12 protein-coding genes are annotated in these 15,173 nt (G+C 70.2%); 5 read left to right on the forward strand and 7 right to left on the reverse strand.

The features are described 5' to 3' along the window. Nucleotides 1-39: 39 nt before the first annotated feature. Nucleotides 40-447: a hypothetical protein gene (locus ACFWIW_RS39910; RefSeq protein ID WP_378373258.1), complete on the reverse strand. Its 408-nt coding sequence runs from the start codon at nt 445-447 to the stop codon at nt 40-42. Nucleotides 448-608: 161 nt separating this feature from the next. Beyond that, nucleotides 609-1,685, reverse strand: coding sequence for a TrkA family potassium uptake protein (locus tag ACFWIW_RS39915; protein WP_063272018.1), 1,077 nt, complete (start codon nt 1,683-1,685; stop codon nt 609-611). Between the two features lie 88 nt (nt 1,686-1,773). Between ACFWIW_RS39915 and ACFWIW_RS39920 the strand changes: the two genes are divergently transcribed. Next, a complete protein-coding gene (locus ACFWIW_RS39920) occupies nt 1,774-2,160 on the forward strand; it encodes a hypothetical protein (RefSeq protein WP_378373238.1) in 387 nt (128 codons plus the stop codon). On the opposite strand, the gene ACFWIW_RS39925 is transcribed toward ACFWIW_RS39920, so the two are convergent. Continuing rightward, the gene (locus tag ACFWIW_RS39925) at nt 2,157-5,414 is read right to left on the reverse strand and encodes an ATP-dependent helicase (RefSeq protein WP_378373239.1); all 3,258 of its coding nucleotides are present in this window, start codon (nt 5,412-5,414) and stop codon (nt 2,157-2,159) included. The genes ACFWIW_RS39920 and ACFWIW_RS39925 overlap by 4 nt on opposite strands. Continuing rightward, entirely contained in the window at nt 5,411-8,641 is a 3,231-nt protein-coding gene (locus ACFWIW_RS39930) for an ATP-dependent helicase (RefSeq protein WP_378373240.1), read from the reverse strand. Before ACFWIW_RS39930 ends, ACFWIW_RS39925 begins: the two co-directional genes overlap by 4 nt. Nucleotides 8,642-8,695: 54 nt before the next feature. On the opposite strand from ACFWIW_RS39930, the gene ACFWIW_RS39935 reads away from it, so the two are divergent. Both ACFWIW_RS39935 and ACFWIW_RS39940 read left to right on the forward strand, forming a co-directional pair. After that, nucleotides 8,696-9,019: an MGMT family protein gene (locus tag ACFWIW_RS39935; protein ID WP_378373241.1), complete on the forward strand. Its 324-nt coding sequence runs from the start codon at nt 8,696-8,698 to the stop codon at nt 9,017-9,019. A 14-nt stretch (nt 9,020-9,033) separates the two neighbouring features. After that, a complete protein-coding gene (locus ACFWIW_RS39940; protein WP_378373242.1) occupies nt 9,034-9,864 on the forward strand; it encodes a siderophore-interacting protein in 831 nt (276 codons plus the stop codon). A 601-nt stretch (nt 9,865-10,465) separates the two neighbouring features. Here the strand turns inward: ACFWIW_RS39940 and ACFWIW_RS39945 are convergent. Genes ACFWIW_RS39945 through ACFWIW_RS39955 form a run of 3 tightly spaced genes read right to left on the reverse strand, consistent with a single transcriptional unit; the run spans nt 10,466 to nt 13,580 of the window. Further along, entirely contained in the window at nt 10,466-11,755 is a 1,290-nt protein-coding gene (locus tag ACFWIW_RS39945) for a sensor histidine kinase (RefSeq protein WP_378373243.1), read from the reverse strand. A gap of 54 nt (nt 11,756-11,809) precedes the next feature. After that, nucleotides 11,810-12,619, reverse strand: coding sequence for a uroporphyrinogen-III synthase (locus ACFWIW_RS39950; protein WP_378373244.1), 810 nt, complete (start codon nt 12,617-12,619; stop codon nt 11,810-11,812). Continuing rightward, nucleotides 12,612-13,580, reverse strand: a complete 969-nt coding sequence (locus tag ACFWIW_RS39955) for a helix-turn-helix transcriptional regulator (protein WP_378373245.1) — start codon at nt 13,578-13,580, stop codon at nt 12,612-12,614. Before ACFWIW_RS39955 ends, ACFWIW_RS39950 begins: the two co-directional genes overlap by 8 nt. Before the next feature lie 60 nt (nt 13,581-13,640). On the opposite strand from ACFWIW_RS39955, the gene ACFWIW_RS39960 reads away from it, so the two are divergent. Then, the gene (locus tag ACFWIW_RS39960) at nt 13,641-14,036 is read left to right on the forward strand and encodes a DUF3224 domain-containing protein (RefSeq protein WP_378373246.1); all 396 of its coding nucleotides are present in this window, start codon (nt 13,641-13,643) and stop codon (nt 14,034-14,036) included. Nucleotides 14,037-14,045: 9 nt separating this feature from the next. After that, nucleotides 14,046-15,164 carry a DNA glycosylase AlkZ-like family protein gene (locus ACFWIW_RS39965; RefSeq protein ID WP_378373247.1) on the forward strand — a complete coding sequence of 373 codons (1,119 nt, stop codon included), beginning with the start codon at nt 14,046-14,048 and terminating at the stop codon, nt 15,162-15,164. Nucleotides 15,165-15,173: the final 9 nt, after the last annotated feature.

Below are 15,173 nucleotides of genomic sequence, written 5' to 3' on the forward strand. Positions count from 1 at the left end.
GGACGGTTCTAACCGTCCTCGCCACTCACGAGGCAGGGATCAGGCGGTCACCGGCACACGCGGCCCGCGCAACACCAGAAAGACGTACATCCCGCCCGCGAAACAGCTGAACACCAGCAGCGCGAGCCCGAGCGGCCGCCGCGCGTCGCTCGCTCCGGCCGTCGTGTCGGCCGCGTGCACCGAGACGGCGTCCCCCGAAGCCCCGTCCGGGACGACGACCTCGAGGCGCTCGCCCTTGCCGTGTCCGCAGCCGTTGAGCGAGCCCTCCGTCGGCTTGCCGCCGAACTCGAACTTGACCCTCTCGGTGGCGCCACCGCCGGTACAGGGCGCCGGCTGAACGACCTCGGCCTGCACGGTCGTCCCCTTGGTCTCGTTCGAGATGGCGAACAGCCCCGGCCCGGCGAACCACGCCAGGAAGATCACCAGCAGGCCGACCCCGGCCGCCACGGCCAGGGAGTTCCACCCCGGGGTGAGCCCTCTGGCGGGGTCCGATCGCTTGCGCACGAACGCCATGCTCCCAGAACCTCGCGGCAAAGCACAGGAGCCCGGGAAGGTGGTATCAGCGGCGGAACCGGGGAACCCGGCAAGGTGGTAGCAAAGGTCCCTTGCTACCGCTCGATGGTCTCCGCGGAGGTCACCTTCCGGATGTACAGCAGCTTGTCGCCCGGCTCGATCGCGTCCGCCTGCGGGGCGTCCACCCGGTACAGCACGCCGTCGCGGACGACGCCCAGCACGATATCCGGCAGATGCCGCGGCGACCCGCCCTCTTCGGACGGTTCCACCGGGCGTTCGGCGATCGCGAGGCCGGACTCGGGGGTCAGCAGGTCCTCGACCATGTCGACCACCAGCGGCGTCGACGTCGCCATGCCGAGCAGGCGCCCGGCGGTCTCGCTCGACACCACGACCTGGTTCGCGCCCGACTGTTTGAGCAGGTGGACGTTCTCCGCCTCCCGCACCGACGCCACGATATGCGACTTCGGCGCCAGCTCACGGGCGGTCAGCGTGACCAGCACGGCGGTGTCGTCCCGGTTCGGGGCGACGACGACGGCCTTGGCCCGCTGCACGCCGGCGACCCGCAGCACGTCGGCGCGGGTGGCCGAGCCGTGCACGGTCACCAGCCCGAGTGACGTGGCCGCTTCGAGGGCCTGCTGGTCGGTGTCGACGACGACGATGTGGTCGGGTTCGACGTTCTCGTCCCCGAGCAGCGCGTTGACCGCCGACCGGCCCTTCGTGCCGAATCCGACGACGACCGTGTGGTCACGCACCTTCGTCCTCCACTTTTGGATCTTGAAAGCCTGGCGGGAGCGCTCGGTGAGCACTTCGAGTGTGGTGCCGACCAGGACGATGAGGAAGAGCACCCGCAGCGGGGTGATCACCAGGACGTTCACCAGCCGCGCGGACGGCGTCGCGGGCGCGATGTCACCGTAACCCGTGGTCGACAGCGACACCGTCGCGTAATAGAGGCTGTCGAGGAAGGTGAGCCCGTCGCCGTTGGCGTCGCGGTAGCCGTCCCGGTCGAGGTAGACGATCAGCACGGTCGCCAGCAGGGCGAGCACCGCGCCGATGATCCGTTTGAGGATCGACCGCAGCGGGCTGACCGTCAGTTCCGGCATCCGGATCACACCGACGAGCTCGTGGTCCGGGCGGTCGCTCAGCCTGACCGGGAAACGCTTGAGAACCCTCATGCACAGGCTCCGGCCTGGTCCGCGTCACTCACGGTCGGGAGGATAGCCGAAGATCCTTCCGTTCAGCTCGGTATGCGAAGCTCAGGGCATGTCTTCGGATTCTCGACCGTCTCAGCGGCCCGCCCATTTCCTCGCCGGCCTGCTCGGCGCGGCCGGTGTCCTGCACTTCGTCCAGCCGAAACCGTTCGACGCCATCATCCCGAAGCAGCTCCCCGGCTCCCCTCGGGCCTGGACCTACGGCTCCGGCGTGGCCGAACTGGGTGTCGCCGCCGCGATCGCCAATCCGAAGACCCGGCGGCTCGGCGGGCTCGCGGCCGCGGTGCTGTTCGTCGTGGTCCTGCCGGGGAACGTGAAGATGGCCGTCGACGCCGACCGCCGGAAGGCCCCGAAGCATTGGCGAGTGGCCTTCTGGGCCCGCGTCCCGCTGCAGATCCCGCTGGTGGCCTGGGCCCTGAAGGTCCGCGACCGCGCCTAGATCGTCGGGACGCTCCTCAGCAGCTGCCGCAGTCCTTCGGCGTCCAGCAGATCCGCCGGGCGCACGGTCTTGTCGTGTTTCACGTAGTGGAACGCCGCCCGCACCTTTTCCACGGGGATGTTCTTCAAGGCCGCCCACGCCAGCCGGTACGCCGCCAGCTGCACGGCCAGCGATTCGAGCCGGTCGGCTTCCGGGACGGCCCCGGTTTTCCAGTCGACGACGGTCCAGCCGCCGTCCGCGTCGGCGAACACGGCGTCCATGCGCCCGCGCACCGTCACGCCCACGACGTCCGCCGAGAACGGCACCTCCACCGCGTGCGGCACCCGGTGCGCCCACTCACTCTTCTCGAACGCGGCCTGCAACGCCTCCAGCTCGGTATCGGGCGCCTCGTCGACGTCCGCCGCCCCCGGCAGGTCGTGGATCTCCAGCAGCTGCTCGCCGCCGAACCGCTGCTCCAGCCAGCCGTGGAAGGCCGTCCCTCGGCGCGCGTAGGTGTTGGGGCGTACGGGAAGCGGCCGCCGCAGCCGTTTGGCCAGCGCGGCGGGATCGGCCGACAGCTCGACCAGCTGGCTCACCGAAAGATGTGGCGGGAGGACGACCTGCTGCACGCGATCCCGCGCCCGTGCCCGCTCCTCCAGCAGCACCTTGGTGTCGGAGATCCAGCCGTCCGGATCGTCCTCTTCCTCTTCCTCGGCGTGTTCGGCCTCTTCCATCGCCCCGAGCACCAGGTCGACGCCGTTGGTGACGCCCTCGCGCCGCGGCCACAGCGGATCGACCGGCCACCGCGATCGGCGCGAGTCGGCTACCAGCGGGTTCTCGCCGTCGGTTTCCGGCTCGTCTGCCCAGTGCTCGATCCGGCCGACCGAGTTCCCCCGCATCACTTCGCCGATTTCGAGCAGGAACTCCGACGGCCCCTTCGGCCGCGCGCTGCTTTCGTTCCACCAATGGCCGGAGATCAGCATGGTGTGCTCGGAGCGGGTCAGCGCGACGTAGCAGAGCCGCCGCTCTTCGTCGGCTTCACGCGCGACGAAGCCCTCCTCGTGCAGTTCCAGCGCTTCCTGGACTTCCTTGCGATCCGCGCCTTCGGGAATCCGCAACTCCGGCAAGTCCTCGGAGTCACCGCGCAGCGCGGCGGGCAGCGAGGTCGACGTCCGCAGCCACGACGACGAACGCCGCCGACCGGGGAAGACCTCTTTGACCAGATGCGGGATCGCGACGATTCGCCATTCCAGCCCCTTGGCCGAGTGCACCGTCAGCACCTGGACCCGATCCGGAACGACCTCCACCTCACCGGGGGTGAGCCCGTCTTCCGCGTGCGCGGCCGTGTTCAGATAGTCCACAAAGGACAACAAAGTCGCCGTCGGCGAGGTCTCGGCGAAATCCGTGACGACATCGGCGAAAGCGTCCAGGTGCGCGCGGCCGGCGGGCCCGGGGCGAGCCAGCGACTCGACGTCGAGCAGCATCGTGCGTTCCACGTCGGCGACCAGTTCCGGCAACGACTGGTCGAGCCGCCGTCGCAACGCCGAGAGCTCGGCGCCGATCTTCCGGATCCGCCGGTACCCCTCGGGCGAATAGCGTTCCGGTGCCCCGGGATCGTCGATGGCGTCGGCCAGCCCCGCCTGCTCGACCCGCTCGGTCACCAGCACCGGTTCGTCCACATCGGACTTTCCCGACGGCGGCACCGGTGACGAGAGTTCGCCCGCCCGGCGCCACAACGCCGCGAGGTCGGCCGCCGCGATCCGCCAGCGCGCCCCGGTCAGCAACCGGGCGGCCGCGCTGCCCGCGAGCGGATCGGCGAGCACCCGCAACGTGCTCACCAGATCCGCGACCTCGGGTTCGTCGAGCAACCCGCCGAGGCCGACGACTTCCACCGGAAGCCCGCGTGCCCGCAGCTCCGCCGCGATCGGGGCCATATCTGCACGACGACGCACCAGCACCGCCGCGGTCGGCGGCTTTCCGGTCTCCTCCACGGTTTCGAACCAGCGTTTGGCCACCGCGTCGGCCACCCACTCGCGTTCGGCGCGGATGTCCGGCAGCAGCGCGGCGGCGATGTCGGCGGCGCCCGCGCCTTCCAGCGCACGCAGCCGCGCGACCCCGAGACCGCGTTCCCGCAACGGTTCCGAGATCGCGTTCGCGAGTTCGAGCACCTCGGGTGGATTGCGGAAACTCGTCAGCAGCCCGAAATCCAGGGCAGGCACGAGCCGCTCACCGTTGTCACGCGGGAAGTCCGTGGTGAATCGTGGCAGGTTGGCCGCGCTCGCGCCGCGCCAGCCGTAGATGGCCTGCGCCGGGTCGCCCACCGCGGTCACCGGCATCGGTGGATGTTCGACACCGCCGAACAGCGAACGCAACAGGATCCGCTGGGCGTGGCCGGTGTCCTGGTACTCGTCGAGCAGGACGGCGCCGTAGCGCTCGCGCTCCCCCGCGACCACCGCCGGATAGCTGCTGGCGAGCTGCGCGGCGAGCGACATCTGATCGGCGAAGTCGAGCGCGCCTTCCGCCCGTTTCCGCGCGTGATACGCCTCGACCAGCGGCAGGAGCGCGAGCCGGAACCGTTGCGCGGTCATGACTTCGGCCAGTTTCTGCGGCAACGACGCGCGCTGCCCCTTCGCCCGCGGCGCGTTCTCGATGACCTCGCACAGCCAGGACGTGTACTGGGCCAGCCGTTCGGTCTCGACCAGATGCTCGCCGAGTTCTCCGGCCAGCGCGAGCAACTGCGCCGTCACCGTGGAGGGCACCCGGTCGGTGTCGAGGTCATTGTCCCAAGTGGACACGACGCGATGCGAAAACTGCCAGGAGGACGTCTCCGAAAGCAGCCGGACGCCGGGCTGGACGGGCAGCCGCAGGCCGTGTTCGGACAGCAGCCGCCCGGCATAGGCGTGATAGGTGAGCACCGTCGGCTCGCCGGCGGTCACCGTGGTGCGCAGGTCGCCGGTCGGGTCGATCTTGTCGAGCAGCCCCGACCCCACCAGCCGGCGCAGCCGGGTGCGGACGCGTTCGCCGAGCTGGCGCGCGGCCTTGCGGGTGAAGGTCAGGCCGAGCACGCGTTCCGGCGGGACGACACTGTTGGCCACCAGCCAGACGACCCGCGCGGCCATCGTCTCGGTCTTGCCCGCGCCCGCGCCCGCGACGACCAGTGACGGCTCGATCGGCGCCGCGATCACCTCGGCCTGCTCGTCGGTGGGGCTGTGCAGGCCGAGCGCACGGGCGATCTCGCCCGGTTCGACCTGGCGGCGCTGAAGTTCGGAGATCACGGGCCGGTCACCTGCCTGCCCTCGGGGCGCAGCGGACAGCAACCTCTTGCGGGACAACGATCACAGTCCGGGTTCTCGGTGACGCCGTACTCGGGGCCCGCGGCGGATCCGGCCGCCGAGCGCACCAATTCGAGCCACTGCTTGCCGCCGTCCTCGTCCAGCGGCGCCTGCTCGCGCTGGGTGGATCCGGTCTTGTTGTTGGACTTCGCGACGTAGACCAGCCGTGCGCCACCGGGTTTCGAACCGCCCTCGACCGCGCCGAGCAGCACGGCGAGCTGATACGCGGCCAGCTGCGGATGCTGTTCGGCGTCGGCGGCGGAGATCGGCACCTTGCCGGTCTTGATGTCGATGACGACCGGACGGCCGTCCTTGTCCATCTCCACGCGGTCGACGCGGCCGCGCAGGAGCACGCGGACGTCGTCATCGCCGACCGGCAGCTCGACCTCGATGTCCTGCTCGACGCCGGCTTCGATCAGCTCCTTGCGGCTGGATTCCAGCCAGGTGATGAAATTCCGCAGCATCTGCTCGACCCGCGACCGCTCGCGGCGCGAGAACCACGGCGCCCCGGCGTCGACCCGCACCCACGCTTCGTCGAGGGCGGCGCGGATCTGCTCGTCGCTGCTGCCACCGGCGACCGCCTGCGCGAGGCCGTGCACCAAGGTGCCCGTGACGGCCGCGAGCTGCGCCGGGTCACTTCCGCCGTGGCGTTCGATCAGCCACCGCAGCGGACATTTGACCAGAACCTCCACAGTGGACGGTGAAATCCGGATGAGATCTCCCGGCCCGTGCACGGGTTCGCCGGTGGAGGGTTCCAGCAGGCCGTACCAGGTGCCCGGATGCGCGCCCGGCACCCCGGCGGCGGCCAGTTTCGCGAGCTGACGCGCCGCCCGCTGCCGCCGTTCCGAGTCGCTCGGTTCGTCCCCGCTTGTATCAGTGCAGACGACCTCGCGCAGCTCGCCGACGAGTTCGGCGAGCACCAGCGACCGCCCCGCCGGCTTCATCCGCGAGTCGAGTCCGCCGTCGTCCGCGCCGTTCTCCTCCAGGTCGTCGATGAACCGCGAGGGCTGCTCGTCCTCCCCCGCGACCGCACTGACCAGCAACGTCTTCCGCGCCCGGCTCGCGGCGAGGTAGAACAGCCGCCGCTCTTCGGCGAGGATCGGCGCGGTGGCGGACACCTTTTCGTCGTCGACACCGGACATGAGGTCGACCAGCCGCTCGACGCCGAGTACGGACCCGCGCAACCGCAGATCCGGCCAGCTGCCCTCCTGGACGCCGGCGATCGAGACGACCGTCCATTCTCGACCGGCGGACGCGTGCGCCGTGAGCAGCGAGACACCTTCGCTCTTCATGGCCGCGGGGGCGAGCGTGTCACCCGCGATGTTCTGCGACGACAGGTAATCCGCGAACGAGGCGACACTCGCCTTCGGCAATCTGTCGACATAGCGACCGGCCGCGTCGAAGAGCGCGACGATCGCGTCCAGGTCCCGGTCCGCCTGCGAACCGAGGGAACCACCGCGATCGACCAGGCGCAGCAGACGCTGCTCCAGACCGCTCGCCTGCCACAGATCCCACAGCACCTGCTCGACGCCGTCTCCGCGCACCACGGCCTGATGCGCGGCGTGCAGCAGGCCGCCGATCCGGCGCATCGGGAGCGACTCGGCCTCGGCGAGACCGGTGAGGACATCGTTGGTGCGTAAGGCTTCCACCAGCAGTTCGTCGCTGGAGCGTTGTCCGCCGCCCGCGAGCTCCAGCCTGCGCAGCCCGCGACGCAGCCGCCGCAGGGCGAGCGGATCCGCGCCGCCCAAGGGCGAAGACAGCAGCATTTCGGCGAGGTCGACGTCGAGCAGGTCGGGATCCGCGGCGAGCCGCAGCATCGCCAGCAAAGGACGAACTGCGGGCTGTTTCGCGAGCGGCAGTTCCTCGGTGGCGGAACCGATCGGCACGCCTGCCGCCCGCAGCGCGCGTTGCAGGACAAGGAAAGTACGGGCGGGCGAGCGGACGAGCACCGCCATCTCCGACCACGGCACACCGTCGACGAGATGCGCGCGGCGGAGCTGGTCGGCGATCCAGCTCGCCTCGGCGGCCGGGGTCGGCATCAGGCGGACACGGACGACACCGCCCTCGGCGTCCGGCGCGTCGACGAGTTTGCGTTGGGGCGACGAACCGGGCAGCACGGAACCGAGTTTTGTGACGGCCGCGCGGATCACCGGGGCGTGCCGATGCGCCGTGGTCAGCAGTACCGTGCGCTCGCCGTCCTCGTCCGCGTCGGCGAACAGGCGGGGATCCGCGCCACGGAAGGAGAACACGGACTGGTCGGGGTCGCCCGCGACGACGAACTCGTCGGCCGCGTGCCCGATGAGGCGGACGAGCTGGGTCTGCAGCGGGTCGAGATGCTGCGCGTCGTCGACGAACAGGTGCCGGACGCGACGCTGCTCGCGTTCGCGCAGCTCGGGATCGTCCTCCAGGGCGAGCAGGGCGGAGGTGACGAGCTCCGCCGCGTCCAGCGCGGGCGCGCTCGCCACGCCGAGCGCGTTACCGCCCGCGCCCTGCAGCAGGGTGACCTCTTCGTACTGGCTCCAGAAGCGCCCGGCCGCGATCCACTCCTCGCGGCCACGCCGCCTGCCGAGTTCGACCAGATCCTCGGGGCCGAGCCCGCGTTCGGCGGCGCGGAGCAGGAGGTCTCGCAGCTCCTCGGCGAAACCGGGCACGCCCAGCGCGGGGCGCAGCTGCTCCGGCCAGTCGAGCGCGCCTTCCTCGAGGTCACCGGCGAGCAGATCGCGGACGACGACGTCCTGTTCCGCCCCGGCCAGCAGGCGGGGCGGCGGGAGATCGTCGGCCTGCGCCTCCATCCGCAACAGCGCGTACGCGTACGAATGCACCGTGCGCACGAGCGGCTCGCGGATCGTGCGCGGCAGCGGATCCTCTTCCGGATCGGTGGTGAGCCGGTGGGTGATGTCGGCGCGCAGGACCTCGGCCGCCTTGCGGGAAGTGGTCAGGATGAGCACGCTCTCCGGGTTCGCGCCCTCCGCGATACGCCGCGACGCCGCCGACGCCAGCAAGGCCGTCTTGCCCGTGCCCGGCCCGCCGAGGACCCGGCGGAAGCCGTCCGGGGCGGCCAGCAGGCGGCGGGCGCCGGAATCCCACTGGAAGGACGGCGTGCCGGTGACCGGCGTGCGGACCAGCCGCGCGTCGGTTCCTGCCGCTGTTCGCCGCCCGTTCACGCCCACGATGGAACCACGCCCCGCCGACACAACCTCGCAGCGGCACGGCAAAGTGGTCCCATGGATGACGAACTGCACGAGCGGGTGCGCGAGGTCATCGCGAGCGTGCCCGCCGGCTCGGTCGCGACTTATGGGGATATAGCGTCGGTTTCGGGAGCGCCGTCGCCGCGGCTGGTCGGCCGGATCCTCGGCGAGGACGGCCACGATCTGCCTTGGCACCGCATTCTGCGGGCCGACGGGACGCCTGCCCCGCATCTGGTCGACGAGCAGCTGCAACGGCTGCGCGCGGAAGGCGTCATGGCCGACGGTCAGCGCGTCGACCTGCGGAAATACCGCTGGCAACGTGATCCCGCCGACGACGCTGGTTCTGGCGGTCTCTTTTAGGTTAGCCTCGCCTAATGAGTTACATCGAGGCGAAGGTGACGGGTGTTCGGCGGCTCACCCCGCATATGAGCAGGGTGACCTTCTCGGGGGCGTCACTGGTGGACCACGCGCCCGACCAGTACCTGAAGGTGTTCTTCCCGCAGCCCGGCCAGGCGGAACCCGTGCTGCCCGCGCCGCTGACCGGCGACGAAGTGCTGTCCTGGTACCGGACCTACCTCGCGATGCCCGACGACGTCCGCCCGCCGATGCGCACGTACACCGTGCGCGCGCTGCGTCCGTCAGCACAGGAGGTCGACATCGACTTCGTGCTGCACGGCGACGAAGGCCCCGCCTCCGCGTGGGCTTCGCGCGCTTCGGAGGGCGACAGGGTCGCTTTCCTGGGGCCGCACGGGCTCTACGACGTGCCCCCGGAGACGAACTGGCAGCTGCTGGTCGGCGACGAGACCGCGATCCCCGCGATCGGCGCGATCGTCGAGGCGCTGCCCGCCGGGACGCGAGCGCTGGTCTACATCGAGATCAGTGATCGCGAAGACCGGCAAGTCTTCGAAACCCAGGGAACCGTGGAGTTGCACTGGGTGGTCCGGGGATCCGGCGCCGTCGGCGAGGCGGTGCTGGAGGCCGTGCGAAAGGCCGAGCTGCCGGGCGGGACGGCCTACGCGTGGATCTCCGGCGAGGCGAACATGGTGAAGCTGGTGCGGCGGCACCTCGTGCGGGAACGCGGGGTCGACAAGCGGGCGATCTGCTTCACGGGGTACTGGCGGCAGGGGGTCAGCGAAGAGGCCGCTGGGCGTGAGGCGATGCGGCAGGCTGAGGCTGGGGAGGCTCCCGCGGCGGACGAGGACTGAGGGCGCCTCCTCGCCCTGCGGCTGACCCACGGCATGTCCCGAAGGCCACCTTTGGGACGTCCGACGTCCCGAAGGGCCCCTTTGAGACATCGGCACCCGCGCTGTCAAGGCTCTGACCTGCAGAATGAGAGCAAGGGACCTTTGCTACCACCCGGGGGGGTGTGTGGAATTAGGGACGTTGAGTGTCCCTAATTCCACGCACCCCGCACTCCGCGTAGCGGCGCCTACCGACCGTGTGGATTTGGTGCGTCAGATGACCCGAAACCCACACAGTCACCGCGCCGACCTGCGAAAAGAGAGCAAGGGACCTTTGCTACCACTTACGTAGCCATGCTAACCAAGCGATAGCAAAGGTCCCTTGCTCCAGCTCACGCCCCGGAAGTCCGTGAAGGCCTCCTTGCCTACCCTCAAGGTCAGGATCCCGGCAAAGTCGCACGATTACCGATCCGTGTCGCTGTTCGCGATTCGGGCCGAGTGCTGTCGGTCCTCCGGTGATGTGGTGTCCCCAATGTCGCATCTGTGACGCTGAGCGTCTCCGATGCGACATTGGGGACAAGGTAGTGAAGTGGGCCTCCCTCAAGGCGCACCCAAAAACCCACCCTCAGTGCGGCACCCAGAGCGTCACCCGCGTCCCCCGCCCCGGATGCGAATCGATCGTCCCCCGCCCGCCGACCTCCGCCAGCCGCGCCATGATCGACTGGCTGATCCCGAACCCCGGCGGCCGGTCCAGCATGCTGAAACCCGTCCCCTGATCCCGCGCGATGACCGCGACGCCGCCTTCGCACTCCTCGACGCGAAGCACGACCTGCTTCGTCCCGGCGTGCTTCACGGTGTTTCGGAGCGCTTCGCGGACGGCGTCACGGATGGCGGTCCGGCGCGCGTGCGAGAGGCGGTAGTCCTCTTCGGTCTCGGCGGCGACCAGCTGGGTGCGGAGGCCGTCGCGCGCCATTTCGGTGGCGACCTCGGCGAGGTCCGCCGCGAGCCCGCGGGCCGACGGCGCGTCGGGGCCGGTCAGTTCGCGACGCAGTTCGGCGGCCTGCGCCCGCGCCGTCGCGCGCATCTCGGCGAGCCGTTCCGCGGCGGCGGAATCGTCGTCCGGCGCTTCGAGCCCCATCGCTTCCAACGTCTGCAGCACGGAATCGTGCATGACGCGCTGGGTCCGCAGGCGTTCGGCGCGCTGTCCCCGGCGCATCCCGATACCCAGCGCGAACCGGGTCCCGACACCGAGCAGGATCAGGATCCCGGCTGTGGTCACCATCGCCACCACGAGCGCGACCATGCACCCCACCGACCGGCTCATCGCGAGCGGATGGTCCAGCGGCAGCCCGCCGATCCAGGTCAGGAAGGCCCGGAACGGCACGGCCGCGATCACCAGCAGACAAGCGGCGGGCAGCCCGAACGACAGCGTCCACAACGCCACCGTCCCGACCATCCACGTCCACGCGACATCGACGGCGAACGGCTGGATCTCGGCGGGTGCGGCGGCGGCCACGATGGTCGTGAGCACCACGCCCACGGCGAGATCCGCGTACATCAGCCGTCCGGACGTCTTCGCCCGGATCCCGCGGCCGCGCACCACCCACCAGACCGCGAAGACGTTGAGCAGCATCCCGAGGATCGCCGTGCTCAGCACCGGCACGATCCCCGCCGACCCGTTCGCGACCAGGAAACCGATGTACACCTTCGGAAACGCGGCCACGCGGTAGAAGATCGGGCCCAGCGCGGAGTAGCGGATCGCGCGCATCAGCAGCGTGTCCGCGGAGTCCTCGCGATAACGCCAGTCCGGCACGGAATCCGGGTCGGGTGCTTCGTCGGCCGGGCTCGCGCTCAGTACCGAAGAGCCCTTTCGCAACATCGCGCGCACGAACGTGACCGATTGAGACTCGGACATCCGCCGCCCTCCCCGCGTCCGATGCGTCGAGCCTGGCAAAGCGGACTTCCCGCGTCAAGACGGCCGAATGCGCAGTTCCGCGACGAGAAGTTTCACCAACGCGCCGAGCCGCTGACGTTCGGGTTGCACGGTCGGCACCCCGGCGGCTTCCAACGGCGCCGCGGTCACCGGCCCGACGCACGCGCACAGCACCGGACCTCGCAGCGCGGCGAGGAGTTCTTCCCGGCGCGGGCCCGCCAGCGTGAGCAGGTTCGTCGCCGCCGGAGCGGAAGTGAAGGCCAACGCGTGCACGCGTCCGGCGATCACGCTTTCGACGAGCTCGTGCACAGGTGCGACGTCCGCGGGCGAAAGCCAGCGATAAGGCTGTGCCTGGACGACATCCGCGCCCGCGTCCCGCAGTGAGCCGGTGAGTTCGGGCAGCAGGGTGCCGTGCAGCTGGACGGCGACCCGTTCACCGCGGACCCCGGCGTCGCGCAAGCCTTCGAACAGTTCGGCGTTGCTCTCCTCGGGCGCGGAAAACTCCTCCCGGAGACCGAAACCACGCACCGCGCCCACCGCCTTCGGCCCGCGTGCGAAGATCCGCGACGCCGCCAGCCGTTCCAACAACGGCTCGCGCAGTCCCCAGCCTTCGGCCGCCGAAAGCCAGCCACGGAATCCGGCACCGGTGGTGACCGCGGTGAACCCGACCGGCTCGGCCAGCACGGCGTCCGTCGCCGCGCGCAATTCGGTGTCGTCGGGCAGCGGGACGATCCGGATGGTGGGCGCGTGCAGCACCGTCGCGCCCTGCCGGGTCAGCGCGCCGATGAAGTCGTCGGCCCGCCGTTCCGCGGTGATGCCGATCGTGATCCCGTCCAGGTCAGCCATAAACCGCGCCCATCTTCCTGATCTCCTCCGCCAGCCGCTCGCGCAGCTCCGGCGGTTCGAGCACTTCGAGGTTCCCGCCGAACCTCAGTAGTTCGCCGACGGCCGATTCTCCCGGTTCCACGGGTAGTTCCATCGTCAGCCAGCCGTTTTCGTCCGGCTCCGCGGCTGTTTCCCGCAACGCCCGCGCTCCGACGGCCCCGAGGTAGAACGGCAGCAGTATGCGGGCGAACTCGTTCAGCCGCACCACCGCCGTCCGCGAGTACATCCGCTTTTCGAACTGCTCGGACCATTCCTGCCAGTAGCGCGCGAGGTCGAAGTCCGACGGCCGCTCGAAGGTCTCGCCGAGATCTTCCAGCTCTTCGATCCGCGAGATCCGGTAGGTCCGGTCGGTCCCGTCGCATCGTGCCGCGAGATACCAGTTCCCCGCCTTGAGGATCAGGCCCAGCGGGTCGAGCACCCTGTCGACCTTCCGCTGCCCCCAGCGTTCGTACCGGACCTTGACGCGCCGCCCGTGCCAGACCGCGTCGGCCAGTTCGGACAGCCGCGGCAGGCTTTCGATCCCGCGATGCCAGCCGGGGACGTCCAGGTGGAACCGTTCGGAGATCTTGCCCGCCCCGGCACGCAGCTCCGACGGCATGGCCGCGTGCAGTTTGAGCTGCGCGGCGGCGAGGACCGCGCCGAGCCCGAGTTCGGTGGCCGCGCCGGGCAGGCCGGCCAGCGAAAGCGATTGCGCCTCCTCCTCGGTCAGCCCGGTCAGCCGCGTGCGATAGCCGTCGACCAGCTGATATCCGCCCGTGCGCCCGCGATCGGCGTACACCGGAACGCCGGCCGCGGACAGCGCCTCGACATCGCGGTAGACCGTCCGGACCGACACCTCCAGCTCGGCCGCCAGCTCCTCGGCCGTCATCCGGCCGCGGTTCTGCAGCAGGAGGAGGACCGACAGGAGTCTGCTCGCGCGCATGAATCCAGTATCCCCTAAAACCTGACACATCCTGACAGGTATGGCTGACAGGGTGAACCCATGAACACGTTCGCCATGAAGAACTGGGAAGAATCCGTCGTCAGCGGCACGGAGGGCGCGCCGCGAGTCGCCTACGCGCACGCCACGCTCACCTACAGCGGGCTGATCGAAGGCGAGTCGGTCCTCGACTACCTGCTGTACTACGCGGGTGAGGGCTACGACGGCGGCGACACGACGTCTCCCGGCCTCGAACGGATCGAAGGCAGTGTGGACGGACGTAAGGGAAGCTTCGTGATCAAGCACGACACCGGGTTCGACGCGCAGGGCATCTCGTCGGCGTTCGAGATCGTCAAGGGCTCCGGAACGGGTGAACTCGCCGGGATCACCGGCGGCGGCACCACGACCGGCACCCTCGGCGAGCCGACGATGTCGTACACGCTGGACTACTCGCTCTAAGGAGGACAGGTGCTCGACGTCGATCGCAAGCAGGTGCTGGCGTACCGGATCGCCGCGCACGGCCTGCACCGTGAGGAGACGGATCCGTTCGCGGCGGCCGTCTTCGACCTCGGGCTGCAGGATTCCGTGCGGGACACCGCGCTGCTGGGCCTCGCCGCCCGGGTCGACGGCGACATCACCCCCGATGTCTGGGACGACGACCGGTTCGTGCTCGCGTGGACGCATCGCGGCGCGCCGCATTTCCACCGCCGCGCGGAGCTGGACGCGATCCGGGCCGCTCTCGTACCGCTCGACGAGAAGGACGCGATGGCCCGGATCCTCTGGCAGCGCAAGCAGGTCGAGGACGCCGGCATATCCGCGACGGACGCGCTGTTCACCGCGGCGAAGGCGATCCGTGAGGTCGTCACCGGCGCCCAGACCAAGGGCACGGTGAGCGGCGCGGTCACGAAACTGATCCCCGGCGGCTTGTCGTACGCCTGCCGCGGCTGCGGTGTCGTGCACATCTACGAGCAGCTGATGCGGGTCGCGTCGATCCACGCCGGGGTCCGGCTGGAGGCGGGCGCGACCCCGGCGACGTTGGCACCGCTGGAAAAGCGGGGCAGGCTCAAGACGTCGCCGGACGCGAAGGCGGCCACCCGCGTGGTCGAGGGTTACCTGCGGATCAACGGTCCCGCCGCTCCCGGTGACGCCGCCGCCTACGTCGGGACGACCCGCACCGGGGTCGACGCGATGTGGCCGGACGGCCTGGCCGAGGTCCGCGTCGACGGCAAGAAGGCCTTCCTGCCGGAAGACCGGGTCGCGCTGCTGGAGAATCCGCCGGAGCCGGACGTGGTGCGCCTGCTGCCGCCGCTCGATCCGTTCGTCCAGGCACGCGATCGTGCCGTGCTGGTGCCGGACAAGGCCCGGCAGAAGGAGGTCTGGAAGATCCTCGGTAGCCCCGGCGCGCTGCTGGCCGACGGCGAGATCGCCGGGGTGTGGCGGGCCAAGGCGAGCGGAAAGAAGCGGCTCGACTTCACCGTCACCGCGTTCGACACTCTCCGCCCGGCCGTCCGGAAGGCGGCCGAGGAGGAGGCGGCCCGGGTCGCCGCCGCCCGGGAATTCCCCGACCACCGCGTCACCTGGCCGTGAACGACGTCC

This window comes from Amycolatopsis sp. NPDC058340, assembly GCF_042723975.1.
In the GTDB taxonomy this organism is placed as follows: Bacteria; Actinomycetota; Actinomycetes; order Mycobacteriales; family Pseudonocardiaceae; genus Amycolatopsis.

Excerpts from the sequence above, each read along its gene's own strand:
- ACFWIW_RS39955 (WP_378373245.1), bottom strand. The coding sequence starts at position 13,580 with ATGCGCGCGAGCAGACTCCTGTCGGTCCTCCTCCTGCTGCAGAACCGC.
- ACFWIW_RS39950 (WP_378373244.1), bottom strand. The coding sequence starts at position 12,619 with ATGGCTGACCTGGACGGGATCACGATCGGCATCACCGCGGAACGGCGG.
- ACFWIW_RS39945 (WP_378373243.1), bottom strand. The coding sequence starts at position 11,755 with ATGTCCGAGTCTCAATCGGTCACGTTCGTGCGCGCGATGTTGCGAAAG.
- ACFWIW_RS39920 (WP_378373238.1), top strand. The coding sequence starts at position 1,774 with ATGTCTTCGGATTCTCGACCGTCTCAGCGGCCCGCCCATTTCCTCGCC.
- ACFWIW_RS39940 (WP_378373242.1), top strand. The coding sequence starts at position 9,034 with ATGAGTTACATCGAGGCGAAGGTGACGGGTGTTCGGCGGCTCACCCCG.
- ACFWIW_RS39915 (WP_063272018.1), bottom strand. The coding sequence starts at position 1,685 with ATGAGGGTTCTCAAGCGTTTCCCGGTCAGGCTGAGCGACCGCCCGGAC.
- ACFWIW_RS39935 (WP_378373241.1), top strand. The coding sequence starts at position 8,696 with ATGGATGACGAACTGCACGAGCGGGTGCGCGAGGTCATCGCGAGCGTG.
- ACFWIW_RS39960 (WP_378373246.1), top strand. The coding sequence starts at position 13,641 with ATGAACACGTTCGCCATGAAGAACTGGGAAGAATCCGTCGTCAGCGGC.